We start from the raw sequence: 16,540 nt of genomic DNA on the forward strand, positions 1-16,540 counted from the left end.
ATTCATCTAAATCATTGGTTTTAAAAATTAAATTTTCTTCAATTTTTTAACTAAACCTTCCGATAAGTTGAATAACCATCTCACTTGCTCGAATACTAACTGGGTTTCGTGCAATTGTTGCCGCATTACTTTAGTAATTGGCAAGCCTTTTTCGATTTCCTTATCTCTTGCTGTAGATAAATCATTAAAATAGTCTTCATAATTTTTTGATGCCAGAGCTAATGCTTCAGAATCTAGACTAATGTTCGATTCATCAACATTATTTAAAATACTAATGGCTTCATTTAAATTAAATAAAATATGTTTTACATAAATTTCAAATTGTTCTGGAACTTTACCCGTTTCATTGGTGCGTATAAACATGCCCAATGCAGAAAGTGACGATAAATACGTGTTGAAAATAGTTATCAAATCATAAATCATGGCACTATTTTCTTGTTTAGATTTTGGTTCTTGAGTTAACCTTTGGTAGGCCGCGTTTAAATTTCCAACTTGTAAAAAGGCTTCTTTTCTGGCTAAACTATATGCGGTTGAAACATCGCCTTTTTCATGATATAGAGTATCTATTTCTTTTAGAAAATCTGAAAAAGATTGAATGGAATTAGAGAAAAACTCTTTAATATTTTTAGATTCCCAAGCTGGCCAAAAAAAGTAATTTGCTATGTATGCTAATGAAGAACCAATTAAAGTATCGAAAACTCTAAATTTTATAACGGTTAATATATTGGGATGTATGAGGGCAAACATAAAAATAACATACATGGTAATAAAAGCCGCTGCATTTCTATAGTTATTTTTTACTAATGAAAACCCAATTATTAAGGATATTGCCGCAATTACGCCATAAATAATCATGTTTTGTGTTAATAATACAATGCCTACACCAATAGCAGCACCTATTAATGTACCAACAACACGTTGAAAAGTTCGTTCTTTTGTTAACCCGTAACTAGGTCGCATAATCACAACAATGGTTAATAAAATCCAATAGGGTTGTTGCATATCGATAAGATTACCAATAATAAAACCAATTAACATGGTTAAGGTTAACCTTAGAGAATGCCTAAAAGTTGGTGACTTAAAACTAAAGTTTGCATTCAGTTTTCTAAAATCATAATCTTGAGGTGTAATAAACTGCTCAGCATCCTTAATAGACCTAATTTTATCGTTTTTAGAATAATTAGACAATATTCTAACAATATCATTTAAGTTGCCAATTTGTTTTTCTTGGTAGGCTTTATAGTTTAATAAAAAAATAACTCCTTCCCTAGATTCTGGCAAACCAACACTTACTTTATAAATTTGAATATGGTTATCTATTTTTTTTAATAATACTTTAAAATTGTTATTGAACGCTAGCTTTTCTTCATTTAAAATAACTTTAGAAATATGATGTAACCGTTCTGAAATTTCAAAAATTAATAATTTAAACTCATCTACTTTTTCAGGATGCTCTTTAAATAAGGTATCAAACTTATCATAATCAATCGTGTTTGAAATAGCCAACTCATATATTTCCATAATTTTAGAAAATATGAGTTGCTGGCGTCTTGTTCTGTTACTAAAACCAGAGCTTTGCCTTTTTTCTAAAATAACTTCCCTTATGGTTTCGTGCAGTTCATTAATTTCCGTTTGAAGTTTAAAAATCTGCTCTAAAAGGTTGCTTCTATCCTCTGTTTCAACTAATAACTTGCCTCTTATTTTTACAAATTCTGAAGTTTTTTCAATCAATTGAACAAACAAAAAATCTATCTGAGCTTTTTTTAATAAGACTTGAGATAACATGATTAGAAATAAATACCAAAAACCACCTAAAGCTATAAATAAAGCATGTTCTAAAATTGAAGTTTCGGTATTTTGACGCGTAAAAGCTAAAACCAGCGCCAATAAACCTGTTAATGAAACCAATGACGCCCTAAAGCCAAATACCGAAATATAAGAAACTGAAAAAACTAAAATGACTAGTAAAGGAATTAAAACAGGAAGGTAATTTTTAAAATAACCTATTAAAAGCGTTATGGTAAACGCTAATATTATGGAAGCTAAAATACCATAAAACTTATGTTTTAAACCTCCAGGAATATCGGATGGTGCACATAAAATTGTCCCCAAAGCAATACTAAACCCGATATCTAATCTATCGAAAAAAAATATAGATATTAACACAGGAACAGCCATTGCTAAAGCAACTAAAAATGCTTTAATAAAGTGGATGCTCTTAAAATACCTAATTAAATTATTAATCATAAATTAAACTAAGCTCCAAATTTATGAAGTATTTTTAGGTATGACTTTTTATTTGGAAGTTTTAAGCTTAAAATACTTCTAAAATATATTTAAAGAAATTAACCGCTCTATATTTTATAAATGCTTAAAAATAAAGCACAAAATTTTAATAGAATGTAAAACTTTATAAAACCTATGCTTCGTGTTTTCCTATTAAGTTGAAATCGAGGTGTTTTTTAACTAAATCGGTGTTTTTAACTTTTACAACTACTTCATCACCAAGTTGATACATGGTTTTTGTGTTTCTTCCAACCATAGCATATTGATCTTGGTCGAAGGCATAATGATCGTCTTTCATATCTCGAACGCTTACCATACCTTCACATTTATTCGAAATAATTTCAACATAAATTCCCCAATCGGTTACACCAGAAATAACGCCTACAAACTCTTCATCTTTATGATCTTGCATAAATTTAATTTGCATGTATTTGATAGAATCGCGCTCCGCTTTGGTAGCTAAATTTTCCATGTTACTGGAATGGTTGCATTTATCTTCATAAAGGTCTTCATTAGCCGATTTTCCGCCATCTAAATACAATTGCAATAAACGGTGCGCCATCACATCGGGATAACGACGAATAGGTGATGTAAAATGACTGTAATAATCGAACGCCAACCCATAATGACCAATATTATGTGTGGAATATTCGGCTTTGCTCATACTTCTAATAGCCAAAGTATCTACTAAATTTTGTTCTTTTTTACCATTCACTTCCTTTAATAAAAAGTTAAGTGATGCTGAGGTTGTTTTTCGGTCTTTAAAATTTAATTTATAACCAAATTTTGAAACAATACCTTGTAAATTAGCCAGTTTACTATCGTCTGGCTCATCGTGAATACGATAAACAAAGGTTTTTTTAGGATCTTTTTTACCAACAAATTCCGATACTTTTCGGTTTGCCAACAACATAAATTCTTCAATTAATTTATTGGCATCTTTACTGGTTTTGAAAAAAACACCTACGGGGTTTGCATTTTCATCTAAATTGAACTTTACTTCTACTTTATCAAACGAAATAGCCCCAGCAGTCATACGTTTTGCACGCATTTTTTTTGCTAGTTCATCCATTTTTAAGATGGCTTGGGCAATTTCTGGAGTGGTATTGTATGCTTTATCTGTAAGTGAAACTTCTTTTGGAATGGTTGTGTTGATTTTGTCCAACTGAGAGGTTTCAACTGCGCTCAAACTGACATTATTTTCGATGATAGCTTGCGCTTCTTCATAAGCAAAACGCGCATCACTATATGTTACGGTTCTACCAAACCATTCGTTTTTAATCTCACATTTTTCATTCATTTGAAAGACTGCAGAAAAAGTTAATTTTTCTTCATGCGGACGTAACGAACAAGCATTGTTTGATAATACTTCTGGAAGCATGGGAACCACCCGATCTACCAAATAAATAGACGTTGCGCGCTCGTAAGCTTCATCATCTAAAACAGTTCCTTCTTGTAAATAATGCGATACATCGGCAATATGAATGCCTATTTCATACAAACCATTTTTCAATATTTTAAAGGAAAGGGCATCATCAAAATCTTTTGCATCTTTTGGGTCGATGGTGAAGGTTAAATCTTGACGCATATCGCGACGTTTTGCAATTTCTTCTTTCGTTATGGACGTATCAATTTTATTTGCAAATTCTTCAACTTCATGCGGAAACTCGTAAGGCAAGCCATATTCCGCTAGAATAGAATGGATTTCGGTATTATGATCTCCTGGTTTTCCTAAAACTTGAATCACTTTTCCATAAGGGGAATCGGCATTTTCTGGCCAATCTTCAAGTTTAACTAATACCTTATCACCATCTTCGGCTTTATTTATTTTATTGATAGGTACAAAAATATCTTTGTACATTTTATTACTATCGGCTACTACAAAAGCAAAATTCTTTTTCTCATGAATTTGAATGGTGCCGACATACTCACTTTTTTCACGTTTTAAAACTTGGGTAATTTCACCTTCTAATTTACCACGGTGGCGACGTTTATAAACATAGAATTCTACTTCATCACCATTTAAGGATTTATTTATATTGTTTGATGCGATAAATACATCATCATCAAAATCATCACTGATAATGTAACCAGTTCCTTTACCAGATAAATCTAAGATACCTTTATGGTATTCTGCATTATGAACTGCTTTAAACTTACCGCGTTCTACTTCTTCAATTTCTTTTTTTACAGCAAGTTCTGCTAATTTTTTAATAATTTGATTTCTACTGCTAGCATCGTTAACATCTAATTTAGCAGCAATTTGTTTATAGTTAAAACTTTGGTTTCTATCTTTTTTTAAAATACTTAAAATAGTATTTGTAAGGTTGGAAATACCTTTTTTGGATTTCCCTTTTTTCTTTCTTGTCATTTAATTTTTGTAATCATATTCATTTCCTAAGATACTGGAAATTCTGTTATTAAATAGCTTTATTTTAGGAGAAGATTTGCTATTTATTTTATACAAAGCTACGATTTAAATATTAAATGGATGTTTTGTTAATATTAAATCATAAAAAAAAGGCTTACAAATTCTCATGTAAGCCTTTTTTTAAATTAAAAATTTTTAGTTATTCAATAATTACTTTTTTAACTTGTTTTCCAAGATTCGTATTTAATTCCACAAAATACATACCTGATGTTAAATGGGAGGTATCAATTTTTAAATCTTTTGTTGATAGTACATGTGATCCCTGAATATTATATATGTTAACTTGTTTAAGTTCTATACCTTGTTTTATAGTGATATTCATGATGTTTTTTACTGGGTTTGGATATATAACGATGTTGTTTTCTAAACTTACTTCAGAAGTACTTAAAGAACCAACTAACTCAAACCAATTGATGTTGCCTACATAAGCTGTACTAGCTGGATCAACAGTTTTAAATACTAAGTAAACATCATAAAAACCAACTTTACTTGATAATGCACCTGAAAATGTTTTCCATGTTTGCCAATTAGTACCTGTTTTAGGCAAAGTTACTGTACCTAATAATTCGCCAGTAGGGGAGTCTGTTCTTACTTCTAAAATACCTCCAACTGTTTTGGTTGCAAAACGCGCATTTATAGTTTCTACTCCTGTTAAATTTATGTTGGAATACATTAAATAAGCACCATTTTTAATTCCAGCCATATTAGATCCGCCACCAGTGTCTGAAGTATTTTCAGAATTAGATCCCGAAACGGCATCAAAATGTTCTGCTTGTATGATGTCTGATTCATCGTGACCCATATAAATAGAAATTGCTGAAACATTATAATAAGCACTAGAACTTGATGATTGGGCTTCAATAATAAGTTCCAAAGAACTACCTGATAAGTTATCTTTATAAATAAATTTATTACTACCAGATACTAGTATATTGGTTAGTTCTGTTTTTGTACCACTATCTAATTTGTAATAAACTTTGAAGCTATCCGATTGCGTTAAAGTACCAATTTCATCATACTTTATTAATACGTCAACTTCATCTTGACATGAAATATTTACGAGTCCTGTTGTCCAGTTAGTTACTGTATTTTGTACTGTAAACCCCGTATTTTGATAAGGTAAACTACATGCGTCAATTAACTCTATAAAATTTAACTGTAACCAATTGATATTCCAATCATTTGTACTTGGAAGTATTCTTAAGGTTTGTAACCCTTCTTCTAAATATATGGCAGATTGCGTTTTAGTTTCCCAAGTTTGAGCCCCTCCAGTTGCACTAAAACTTATGTTTTTAGTTAGTGACCCATTAATATTTAAATCGAAATTTATAGAGTTTGTAGCACTTGCAACACGATAGTCTATGGTGTAAAGTGCTCTATATGGTACATTTACTTGGTATTCTAACCAATCTCCTGAACCCATATTAGTAACATTATTTACACCGCTTGTATCGCTAGTTACTTCAACGGTTACACCATTCATTAGTGTATAATCTTCGGCTTCAATATAAATTGAATCTGTAACATTCACAGTAAAAATTTGTGTAATTGGTGCACCGCAATCTCCTGTATAAGTCACTTTGTAATTACCAGATGCACTTTTTTGAATATTATCTAATACTAATACTCTTTGATTTGAAATAATAACATCGTTTGCATCGGTCCAAGACCATGAGCCACTTGCTTGTTCTAACGGTTCTAAGCTCGCTTTATTTCCTGGTAAAATAGTGATTTCTGAAGTTTGACGTTTACCTAAAGATACACCAGACGTATTAAACGACTCCACATAAGGAATAATAGGGATATCTTTACACTCTAATAATAATCGCATCCAATTTAATTTAAAACCATTGGAATTAGCTAATACTTTGATAGTTTGCGTTCCTTTTGATAAATAAAATGGTGTTGCAGATTGAATGGTAGTCCATTGATTATCACCTCCAGTAGAAGTAAATGTGACTTGTTCTAAAGATCCAGCTCCTGATGATAGTGTTATATCACTTGCAACAGCACTTGCAACACGATAGTCCATTATATAAGTACCAGAAAAAGGTACATTAATTTCATATTCCATCCAATCACCTGCTTCTATTGAAGCTACTTGCTCATTACCTGAAACATCTGTAGTAGTTTCGGTAGAAATACCAGACATTAAAGAATAATCTTCAGCTTCAATTTGTGCATAAACTCCTAAATCTTCGGTATTTCCGTCTACATTACCTATTTTAACATCTGTAAAAACAGAAGTACAAAGCTCAATACTATTTGTAGATGAAACTCCTAAACCTATATAAAAATTATCAGACATGTCGAACATAGTATTTTGTTGAGCAGACCAACTTACACCATCAGGACCTACAAAACCAACAATATTATCTCCTCTACGTTCAATCTTTATCCAAAATGGAGCAACCGGTTCTGGATCAGAAAGAGAACCATTACCATCAGCAGCATAAAAACCGCGTGAATTATAAATAGAACCTGATGTAGACTTTAAAGACATTGTTGCTGTTTTTGAATTAGCAGCCAAACTTTCTCTTATTACTACTGCCGCTGTAGCATTACTATCTGTGTTTTCGATTGAATTTACCTTTGCTATTAATACTGCATCACCAGTTATTTGTTTATATGCATAATGAAAGGAATCGCTAGTAGAATTATAAACACCTGTTCCTGCTCCTTCAATAGTCCAAGTTCCATTACTATAATTTGTATTACCGTTAACTCCTACAGAACCAATATTTGTACCCGTTAAATCGGTAACTTCACTTAAAGTAAATTCTGGATCAGATGCAGAAGTAAAGGGTGCAGTGGTCATAAACGTTGCATCCTTAGCAAAAAGAAATGTATTCTCATCAACTCCCATTGCAGCACGATATTGTGTTATATAGGGTGCTGAAAGACCTTTACGAACCGCATATGCCCCATAAGTTAATTCCGTTACAGGAATAGCATCTGAAGAAGCTGGATTTCTACCATCAGCACCAATAGATGTAAAATAATTATAACATGTTCCAAAATCAATCCAAGGTACATCATTTCCTAAATTATATTTAGTCCAATACTCGTGTACTGCAAGTAATCTATTATCAAGTACACCATATAAATCAATTCCTTGTGCCCATGCAATTTCTGCACATGTAGCAAGATTTCCAATCATACCCATAGCATGTCCTTGATCTCTACCTGTATCTCCATTTTCACCATTAGGTAATGTATTAGAAATACCGCCACATTGATCATTTAAATAAGCATCTATACACATGTCAAACTTTTCTTGATCGTTAATATATACAGCAACATACATAGCTCCCATAAGATTGTTTGCTCCTTGGTTAGCTGCTCGTAATGGGTTAGGCAGTCTAAATAGTGGCCAATAAACCTCTCGAAAATAATCTTCTGTTTTTGCCGTAAGTTCATCTGTCCATCCTGGATACGTATATCTTAAAATTTCACAAGCTTGTACAAGAGTACCACCTCTCCACGCAGCACCAAGATGTGCCGACGTTCCACCCCATGATTTATGAGTGGTAGCCCATGGTTCTATAATAGACATGGCCAATTCAGCATGAGCTGAATCTTTTGTAAAATACCATTGTAGTGCATGATAAAGTGCAGCATTTACATCGTTTATAAAAAGATCATCATTTCCTTTGTTTACAACCTCTACTGCGGGTCCTTGCATTTGATAATCAAGAGATGATTGCTGCATACCTAAAATAATGTCCCATGACTCTTTCCAAGGTTCTACATTGCTTCGGTTTGCCTTCATTCGCTCTAAATCATTGATAGTGAATGGTAAACCAGGATGAACAAAGTTTTGTGCATTTAATGTTTGCAACAATATAATGCAGTTAAAAAATAAAAATGTAACTAGTGTAATTTTTGCTTTCATAATTAAATATTATTTTTTCTATAATTTTATAATTATAAATAAAAGCATTAAAAAAAGTATTTTGTATAAATTATAGGGCAAACACTATTAATTATAAACCTTAATTCAAAAAATAAAGTTAGTTATCCACATTATATATTATATAAATATTTTCTTTTAAAAATTTAAAAAATAAAATGGTGATTATGATTGCTTGTTAATAGCGGTATAACTTTTTTAAGTTTTATTTTGTTTACAATAAATTTACATTCTATTAATAGGTAATTAACAATCTATTTTACTTTAAAGAGTTCATTTTTAACGATTTTTAAAATTCTATAAACAGTTGTTAACAACTTAAAAATACTATTAATTATTAATAAATATTTTAAAAATAGGTGTTCATATAGGTCTTTTAAATGCTTATAATATTTCCAAAAAAAGTGAGTTAAATTTTTGGTGATGTCATGTTGGTTTTTGATTGGAAAATTAAATGGATTTACAATATTTTAATTTTAAAAAATTATAAACACTTATTAACAAGTAATGAATACTATAATACACATGGTTTATAATTATTACCTTTGTTTAACAATACAATAAATATATAAAAATGAAAATTGCTATAGGAAACGACCATGCTGGTACTGATTATAAATTTGCTATTTTAAAACACTTAGAATCAAAAGGTTATATTGTTAATAATTATGGAACTGATACTAATGATAGTGTAGATTATGCCGATTTTGTACATCCAGTTGCTGAAGATGTTGCGAATAAAAAAGCCGATTTTGGTATTCTACTTTGTGGTAGTGCAAACGGTGTTGCTATAACGGCTAATAAACACCAAAAAATACGGGCCGGTTTATGTTGGAACAAAGAAATTGTACATTTAATACGCAGCCATAACAATGCTAATATTTTATGTATTCCGGCACGGTTTACAGCGGTTCAACAAGTTATAGAAATGGTTGATGTTTTTTTAAATACAGAATTTGAAGGTGGCCGCCACCAAACTCGTATTGATAAAATACCAGTTTCTTGTTAAATGTCACATTCGCACAACCATTCCCATAATCATACCGATTTAAAAGGACGCAACCTTTTAATATCTATTTTTTTAAACATTTTAATAACGGCATCTCAAGTTGTTGGTGGTTTAATATCGGGTAGTTTGGCGTTATTAAGCGATGCGCTTCATAATTTTAGCGATGTACTTTCTTTAGTTGTTAGTTACGTAGCTAATAAACTAACAAAAAAAGAAGCGTCGGTACAAAGAACCTTTGGCTATAAACGTGCCGAAATTTTAGCAGCATTCATTAATGCTTCCACGTTAATTATTGTTGCTGTTATTTTAATAAAAGAAGCTATAGAGCGTTTTCAAAATCCGCAAACCATTGAGTCTAACCTAGTAATTATATTGGCTTTATTGGCTATTTTAGGCAATGGTTTTAGTGTTTTGTTATTGAAAAAAGATTCTAGTAACAATATAAATATTAAGTCTGCATACATTCATTTATTAACCGATATGTTGGCGAGTGTAGCCGTTTTAGTAGGTGGATTATTAATGAAATATTATCAAATATTTTGGGTAGATAGTTTCCTTACTTTTTTAATAGCCTTGTATTTAATTTGGATGGGTTACGATTTATTAAAAACCTCTACAAAAATGTTGATGCTTTTTACTCCAAGTCATATAAACATTGATGATGTTGTAAAAAATGTAAATAAAATTTCTAAAGTAAAAAAAATGCATCACGTTCATATCTGGAATTTAAGTGATAATGAATTGCATCTGGAAGCCCATTTAGATTTAAATGAAAACGTATCAATAACAGAATTTGATGGTATTTTACAAGATATTGAAGCTGTTTTGCATGAGCAGTACGATATTAACCATGTAACTATTCAACCAGAATTTAATAAAAACGATCCTAAGGAAGTGATTGTTCAAGATTAATTAAGAAACGAAGTTATTTGTCTATTTTTTAAAGCAACTCGTTCAAATTAACGACCTTCAACCAACGATTTTGTAACACGCACCGATGCTATTTTTGAAGCTATAATACCCAAAACAGAAATAGTTACAAACACAATAAATAAGTTTTCAATTTTAATGTTTACTGGGTAAGCCAGCGATGGCGTTATCATAACCAAAGAAAATGTTTTTTGAAGAAAAACAATAATAAGACTTATTAATAAACCTATAAAACCACCTACAATGCTCATTAAACTGCCTTGGTAAAAGAAAATGCGTCGAATATCTTTTATGGTTACGCCAATATTAAATAAGGTATTGAGGCTTCGTTTTTTATCGAGCATCATCATAATTAATGAACCTATTACATTAAAAAAAGCAATAATTAAAACGAGTGTAAATATTAGATACACCACTAAATTTTCGGTGTTTAACATTTTATAAAGCGCATCGTTTAGCTGTGCTCTATTTTTTAAAACCACTTTATCTCCCAAAATGGCTTGAATATGTTCTTTAGCAAGGGCTTCATCAACACCTTCCTTAAGTTTAAATTCTATAGCATTTATTTGGTTAGGTTCGTAATTGAGTAAGTTTTGAGCTAACTCTATAGGTCCAAAAACATAAGTGTCGTTTAATTTTTCATTTATAAAAAACACACCTTTATTAACAACTTTTACACTATTAAAAGCATTTTTAGTAGAGGTTATTTGTCCTTTTCCTGGTTTAGGCACATAAATATTTATGGGATTTGTAAAATCTAAAACGCCTAACGATAAAGTGTTGGCAATGCCCCAACCTACTATAATTTGTCTTGAATTTGGATCTATCCAATGCCCGTGTTCAATAACCGTATCAAAATTAACTACCTTTTCAAAACGTTCATCGACACCCTTAAGAGTCGCAATGGTGTTTTTTTCTTGAGATGCAACAATAACACGTTCTTCAACAATTTTAGAATATTGGGCAATATCACTTAATTGATTAAGCTTACTAATATCGGCATCGGTTAATAAAAACGATTTTCCTTTTGCGGTTTCAGCTTTTAAATCGGGGTCGATAATACTAGAGAACTTAAGTGTAAAATCTTTTAAGCCCGAAAAACCAGAAAGCACAATAAATAAAGAAGCTGAACCTAAAATAACGCCAACAACAGCAATAATGGTAATAAAATTAATAGCATTGTTACTGCTTTTTGAGCGTAAATAACGTTTTGCTATATATAAAGGGAAGTTCAAATTTCGATTAAGATTTTTTCCTTGGATCTAAAATAGAAGGATCTTTTATAGGGTTTTCCTGTCCTTTTAAAGATTTATCAATTTGGTCGATATACTCTAATGAATCATCTATAAAAAATTCTAAATTAGGCATGCGGCGTAATTGGTGTTTGGTGCGTTGGGCTAATTCGTGTCTAATTAATGGCGAGTTCGATTTGATGCCCACAAGTAATTCTTTAGCTTTTTCGTTAGGAAAAATGCTTAAATATACTTTGGCAACACCTAAATCTACCGTTACCTTTACTTTAGAAACCGATATTAATATACCATGCATACCACCCTGTGTAGCTGCACCTTGTAGCACTTCAACTAAATCGCGTTGTAAAACCGATCCTATTTTTTTTTGTCTTTGACTTTCCTCTTCGTTGCTCATTATAAATACCTGTTAAAGGTTTAGGATGCAAAAATAGCGGTTATTTAAAGATTATTTAACTTTTTACGGTAGTTTTAAGTAAAATGAATAGATTAATTATAATTTAAAAACGTTTAAGTTGAATAAATGATTCCATTTTTTGAATGAAATGACAATTTTTTTTTCGATTAAAGATATAATTGAAAACATAAGAATTGCCATTAAAACCCTAAAAAGGATCTGACAATAAGCGAGTTGTTTATTTTCAACCAAAACTATAAATGCATTACCTATTAAGCTATGTAAAGAAAATATTTTAAAAGAATAATTTTCTTGTAGAGTTTTAAAAATAGTATTAAATTCGCAGCCAATTTCGGAATGAAACCGTATTTTATACAGTAGCATATACGAATCGGTCCTATAGCTCAGTTGGTTAGAGCACCTGACTCATAATCAGGTGGTCCCTGGTTCGAGCCCAGGTGGGACCACTAGTAAAATCAAGGCTTTACAGAGTTTTAACTCTTTAAAGCCTTTTTATTTGCAAACAATTTGCAAACAGCACAAAATTTAACATTTTTTAACAGTATTTCGCGGCTTTTATTTCGTTTTGGGTATCGTTGTTTCTTTTATGTCATTTTATTTTTAGTGACCTACTAATTTTCCGAAACTATAAATATAAATTTAGAGTACAAGGTCCATCTTCATAATAATTTAACACATCATATTCCTATTGATGTATTTGAAGAAGAGGTGACATTGTTTTTTAATCAAATGTGTTATTAATTTTAATGAAAAAACTTTTTTTAGATGATATTAGAACAGTAGATATGGTTTATGATAAAACCATGATTTCAGAATTTGATGTTGTGCGTACCTATGAGGAATTTGTTAATTACATAGAAGTTAATGGACTTCCAGAGTTTATTAGTTTTGATAATGATCTTGGATTGGCTAATGATGGTTTGGTTGCGCCCGATGGATTGGCGGCAGCTAAATGGCTAGTTTATGAATCAGGAATAGATTTACAACATTTAAAATTTAAGGTACATTCCGCAAATCCGGTTGCCTCAGAACAAATTAAAGGACTTTTAAATAATTATATTAAGTTTTTAAATAAAAGTGTTTAAGTTTAATAGTATTGTGTGTGTTTTAAATTTATTTTATGAATAAATCAAGTAACAAAATGTTTGAAGTAGAAAAGATATTAATTTTTAAAACCAAAACAATTTTAGAAAAGCAGAAAAAATATCTCAAGGATAGTGGAGAGGATTTCAACATCTTTAGTATCACTAAAATTGAACGGTACGAGAATAATACGCATTCCGCAATGATTACCGAATTGTTAAACCCAAAAGGATCACATCATCAAGGTGTCGTATTTTTAGAGGAGTTTATAAAGGTCATTTTTCCAATTGTATATCATTCTAATGATGAAAACTGTGAAGTAGAGAAAAAAATTACAGAATTTATAAATGCTAAACCTATAGTCTTTCAAGAAAAATCGATAGGCATTATTGATTTAGATGAAAGTACAGGAGGGAGAATAGATATTTTAATACAATCCGATAAAATCAATATCATTATAGAAAATAAAATTGATGCCCGTGATCAATTATTACAATTGGAACGTTATAATAATTATAAACCTAATAGTTGTTTAATTTTTTATCTGAATTTATGGGGGAATGAAGCACCAAATCATAGTGCAGGGAAATTATTAGCAAATCAAGATTATTATCCCATCAGCTATCATTATCACATTATTGAATGGCTTGAAAAATGCGTTGAAAAATGCGATAACGAATACGTAAAGATAAATATTCGTCAGTATTTGAATTTAGTCAAAAAAATAACGAACCAACTTAAAGATGAATTTATGGATGAATTAGAAAGGATGTTAATTAGCAATCTATTAGAGGCTGAACAAGTTGCCAATACATTTCCAGTTGTTAAGAAGAGAATAAGAGAAGAATTTAGAAAGAAATTTGAGACAGCTTTATCTAAAAGGATACCTAAAGAATTAGAATTTAATATAGATTCCAAAAATACTTATCTTGAATTACCTAATTTTAAAAACGAACAATTATGTTTTGCTATAATGTATAATGAAGGAGAACCTGTTCATTATGGCATTTATAACCATACTGCCAATATTGAGAATGTAAAAATGGTTCAAGGCTTTATAAAGGGCACAGTAAATACAACAAATCATTTTCCTATTTGGGAATATTTAAAGGAATTAAATGGAGAAAAAATAGACTTTAATGATGTTGCTTTCCTTTCAAATTTAATGGACGCTGATAATTATGAAAAAATTTTAAATAAGACAGTCAATGAGGTATCTGAGTTTATTCAAAAATATTTTCAAATATTAAGACAAATTTAAAGTGTTTTTAGAACAAGTCAGATTCTTGTTTTAAGTAGTTTGAATAAAGATGAGTTATTTAAACAACTCATCTTTATAATCTAAAATGTCTTTACCTATTTTTTGCAAATGAGACTCATTTTTAAGTTTTCCAATTGATAAAAATAAATTTGCAATAGGGATGAAATTTTGAAGGACCATACTGGAAATATGAGGCACAAAGTAAATATCAATACCCTGTTTTGTGGTCAAATGAGGGGATTCAGTGGAACACTCTAATATTTTTGAAATGGCAATTTTAGCGTCTTTTCCAATTGTAATAATATTGTCTGGTTTAATAACATCTATTTCTTGTTTTAAAATCCTATAATGAGTAACTTTATCTTTTCGAATTAATTTTCGGTCAGTTATATTTTTAGCGAATAGTTTATAAACATCCGTTATATAAATTCTATTATTCTCTAGAAGCGGCTCAGTAAATTGCCAATATTTATTTTTAATAGACTCTCTGCCTTTCTTGTTTGCCAGCCCAAATGGCGAGCTAATTATCAATTCATTGTTATGGTGATTTCGTTGTGGGTCTCTTCCAATTATCATGGTTTTCTTTTTATCTTTTTCCCATTCAAACCATATCGGGAGATCGATTCCTAAACCTGTTTTTTCGAAAAACACTTCAAAATCATTATTTAAAATGTCGGCAGGTTTTCCTCTTTTAGTAAAATCAATTTCATTTTTAGATTCTTGTATAGCATCATATAAATTTGATAATTCCAATTTGTTATAAGATATTATATTTTGTAAAATAGGTATGATCTTAATTTTAAGATCACCTTGTAATAGCGAGTATTTCATTTAATTCTATATTTTTTCTTTTCAGCATAATTTTATACTTTGTATACTTCAAAAAAGTCTTCTGCCTTAATAAGTAATAATTTCTATTTTAAACATTTTCACGTGGTTACTAAATCCCTTGAAATTAAATCCAAAAAATTATTTGAAACATTTCCATATTTCATTTCATCTCGGGAGTTATTCAAGATGTTTGACCAAGTATAAATTAAGTCGTTGAACTCTGATTTATTAATCTTAAAAACTGGGGCAATAGTTAACAAAGATCCTTTTGTTTTATATTTTCCGTTGCTATTAAAATAATCTAGAGAGTCATCCGATTTTATAAAAAAATTATTAGTAATAATACATCTTGTATGGGGTGTCAAATTTGAGTGGTAAATAATTAGATTTGTGTAGTTAATTTTTATCTCATCTAATTGCCCCTTAATTAATTCATAGGCATCACTAATCGAGTTATTAATTAGTTCATTAAATCCTGTAAAAAAGATAATATTTTCAATTTTTGAAGTTTTTTCTGCTAGGTTTTGAATTATGGGAATAATATTCAATTTAATGCCCACTTTATCTTTCAAACAGTATCTATCACTAATTATAATATCTTTAAAAGGGTGTGAAAAAGTACTTAATTGAGACCAATCTTTTAGCGAGTCAATGGAATTACTATTGTTTTTCGGTCCAACATAAAAAGATTTAGTTTTAGACATTTCTTTCCACTTATTAAGATCGTCATCATTACTCAAAAAATAGTAAGGATTCGCTTTTGAGTATTTGTCTAAGGAATGGTTATAAGAGTTTCCTAACCAAAATGAAGCAAATGGATTTTTTAATTTACTATAAACCTCCACCCGTTTTAACTCTCTAAAAGTGTTTCCGCATTTTGTTTTTATAGTGGTTCCGTTGCGTCCAGTTGTTAATTTATTGATGAGAGTTAATACAATTTGAACACTCTTTTTGTCTAAGTTGTTTAACATTGTTTCAAAATCAGCCTCTAAACTTATATTAGTTTTACTTTTAAAGAAACTCAAAATCTCTTCTCGTATTTCAGCTTCATTTGAAAATCGATCCGATTTTAATAACGCATTAAAAAAATGTAATAAATACTTGTTATCTACAAACGATTGCATCATT

At 30.2% G+C, this 16,540-nt stretch carries 11 protein-coding genes and 1 tRNA gene; 5 read left to right on the forward strand and 7 right to left on the reverse strand.

Going from position 1 to position 16,540, the window contains the following annotated elements:
• Positions 1 to 27 precede the first annotated feature (27 nt).
• The 3 genes from EV196_RS03460 to EV196_RS03470 form a co-directional block, all read right to left on the reverse strand.
• A complete protein-coding gene (locus tag EV196_RS03460; protein ID WP_132214912.1) occupies positions 28 to 2,247 on the reverse strand; it encodes an FUSC family protein in 2,220 nt (739 codons plus the stop codon).
• A 172-nt stretch (positions 2,248 to 2,419) separates the two neighbouring features.
• Entirely contained in the window at positions 2,420 to 4,657 is a 2,238-nt protein-coding gene (locus EV196_RS03465) for a ribonuclease R family protein (RefSeq protein ID WP_132214914.1), read from the reverse strand.
• A gap of 199 nt (positions 4,658 to 4,856) precedes the next feature.
• The gene (locus EV196_RS03470; RefSeq protein ID WP_132214916.1) at positions 4,857 to 8,612 is read right to left on the reverse strand and encodes a carbohydrate-binding protein; all 3,756 of its coding nucleotides are present in this window, start codon (positions 8,610 to 8,612) and stop codon (positions 4,857 to 4,859) included.
• Positions 8,613 to 9,204: 592 nt separating this feature from the next.
• Between EV196_RS03470 and EV196_RS03475 the strand changes: the two genes are divergently transcribed.
• Both EV196_RS03475 and EV196_RS03480 read left to right on the forward strand, forming a co-directional pair.
• Entirely contained in the window at positions 9,205 to 9,639 is a 435-nt protein-coding gene (locus EV196_RS03475) for an RpiB/LacA/LacB family sugar-phosphate isomerase (protein ID WP_132214918.1), read from the forward strand.
• Positions 9,640 to 10,551 carry a cation diffusion facilitator family transporter gene (locus EV196_RS03480; protein ID WP_132214920.1) on the forward strand — a complete coding sequence of 304 codons (912 nt, stop codon included), beginning with the start codon at positions 9,640 to 9,642 and terminating at the stop codon, positions 10,549 to 10,551.
• Positions 10,552 to 10,598: 47 nt separating this feature from the next.
• On the opposite strand, the gene EV196_RS03485 is transcribed toward EV196_RS03480, so the two are convergent.
• Both EV196_RS03485 and rbfA read right to left on the reverse strand, forming a co-directional pair.
• Positions 10,599 to 11,804 carry an ABC transporter permease gene (locus EV196_RS03485; RefSeq protein ID WP_132214922.1) on the reverse strand — a complete coding sequence of 402 codons (1,206 nt, stop codon included), beginning with the start codon at positions 11,802 to 11,804 and terminating at the stop codon, positions 10,599 to 10,601.
• Positions 11,805 to 11,811: 7 nt separating this feature from the next.
• Positions 11,812 to 12,216 carry a 30S ribosome-binding factor RbfA gene (rbfA, locus tag EV196_RS03490; RefSeq protein WP_132214924.1) on the reverse strand — a complete coding sequence of 135 codons (405 nt, stop codon included), beginning with the start codon at positions 12,214 to 12,216 and terminating at the stop codon, positions 11,812 to 11,814.
• A gap of 393 nt (positions 12,217 to 12,609) precedes the next feature.
• Here rbfA and EV196_RS03495 point away from each other — a divergent pair.
• The 3 genes from EV196_RS03495 (at position 12,610) to EV196_RS03505 (ending at position 14,581) form a co-directional block, all read left to right on the forward strand.
• Positions 12,610 to 12,683 (forward strand) — tRNA-Ile (locus EV196_RS03495).
• Between the two features lie 300 nt (positions 12,684 to 12,983).
• Positions 12,984 to 13,322 (forward strand): cyclic-phosphate processing receiver domain-containing protein, encoded by a 339-nt coding sequence (locus EV196_RS03500; RefSeq protein WP_132214926.1) that lies wholly within the window; start codon positions 12,984 to 12,986, stop codon positions 13,320 to 13,322.
• 35 nt (positions 13,323 to 13,357) lie between these two features.
• Positions 13,358 to 14,581, forward strand: a complete 1,224-nt coding sequence (locus tag EV196_RS03505) for a PD-(D/E)XK nuclease family protein (RefSeq protein WP_132214928.1) — start codon at positions 13,358 to 13,360, stop codon at positions 14,579 to 14,581.
• Positions 14,582 to 14,635: 54 nt separating this feature from the next.
• Here EV196_RS03505 and EV196_RS03510 read toward each other — a convergent pair whose 3' ends face one another.
• Together EV196_RS03510 and EV196_RS03515 are read right to left on the reverse strand one after the other, a co-directional pair.
• Complete coding sequence (locus EV196_RS03510; RefSeq protein WP_132214930.1) at positions 14,636 to 15,412, reverse strand: uracil-DNA glycosylase family protein; 777 nt, start codon at positions 15,410 to 15,412, stop codon at positions 14,636 to 14,638.
• A gap of 98 nt (positions 15,413 to 15,510) precedes the next feature.
• A complete protein-coding gene (locus EV196_RS03515) occupies positions 15,511 to 16,539 on the reverse strand; it encodes a hypothetical protein (protein ID WP_132214932.1) in 1,029 nt (342 codons plus the stop codon).
• Between the last annotated feature and the right edge of the window lies 1 nt (position 16,540).

Source organism: Mariniflexile fucanivorans (genome assembly GCF_004341235.1).
GTDB classification, from domain to species: Bacteria; Bacteroidota; Bacteroidia; order Flavobacteriales; family Flavobacteriaceae; genus Mariniflexile; species Mariniflexile fucanivorans.

What these genes read in the sequence shown, in the direction of transcription:
- EV196_RS03475 (WP_132214918.1), top strand. Translation starts at nt 9,205, where the DNA reads ATGAAAATTGCTATAGGAAACGACCATGCTGGTACTGATTATAAATTT.
- EV196_RS03460 (WP_132214912.1), bottom strand. Translation starts at nt 2,247, where the DNA reads ATGATTAATAATTTAATTAGGTATTTTAAGAGCATCCACTTTATTAAA.
- EV196_RS03505 (WP_132214928.1), top strand. Translation starts at nt 13,358, where the DNA reads ATGAATAAATCAAGTAACAAAATGTTTGAAGTAGAAAAGATATTAATT.
- EV196_RS03465 (WP_132214914.1), bottom strand. Translation starts at nt 4,657, where the DNA reads ATGACAAGAAAGAAAAAAGGGAAATCCAAAAAAGGTATTTCCAACCTT.
- EV196_RS03470 (WP_132214916.1), bottom strand. Translation starts at nt 8,612, where the DNA reads ATGAAAGCAAAAATTACACTAGTTACATTTTTATTTTTTAACTGCATT.
- EV196_RS03480 (WP_132214920.1), top strand. Translation starts at nt 9,640, where the DNA reads ATGTCACATTCGCACAACCATTCCCATAATCATACCGATTTAAAAGGA.
- rbfA (WP_132214924.1), bottom strand. Translation starts at nt 12,216, where the DNA reads ATGAGCAACGAAGAGGAAAGTCAAAGACAAAAAAAAATAGGATCGGTT.
- EV196_RS03515 (WP_132214932.1), bottom strand. Translation starts at nt 16,539, where the DNA reads ATGATGCAATCGTTTGTAGATAACAAGTATTTATTACATTTTTTTAAT.
- EV196_RS03510 (WP_132214930.1), bottom strand. Translation starts at nt 15,412, where the DNA reads ATGAAATACTCGCTATTACAAGGTGATCTTAAAATTAAGATCATACCT.
- EV196_RS03500 (WP_132214926.1), top strand. Translation starts at nt 12,984, where the DNA reads ATGAAAAAACTTTTTTTAGATGATATTAGAACAGTAGATATGGTTTAT.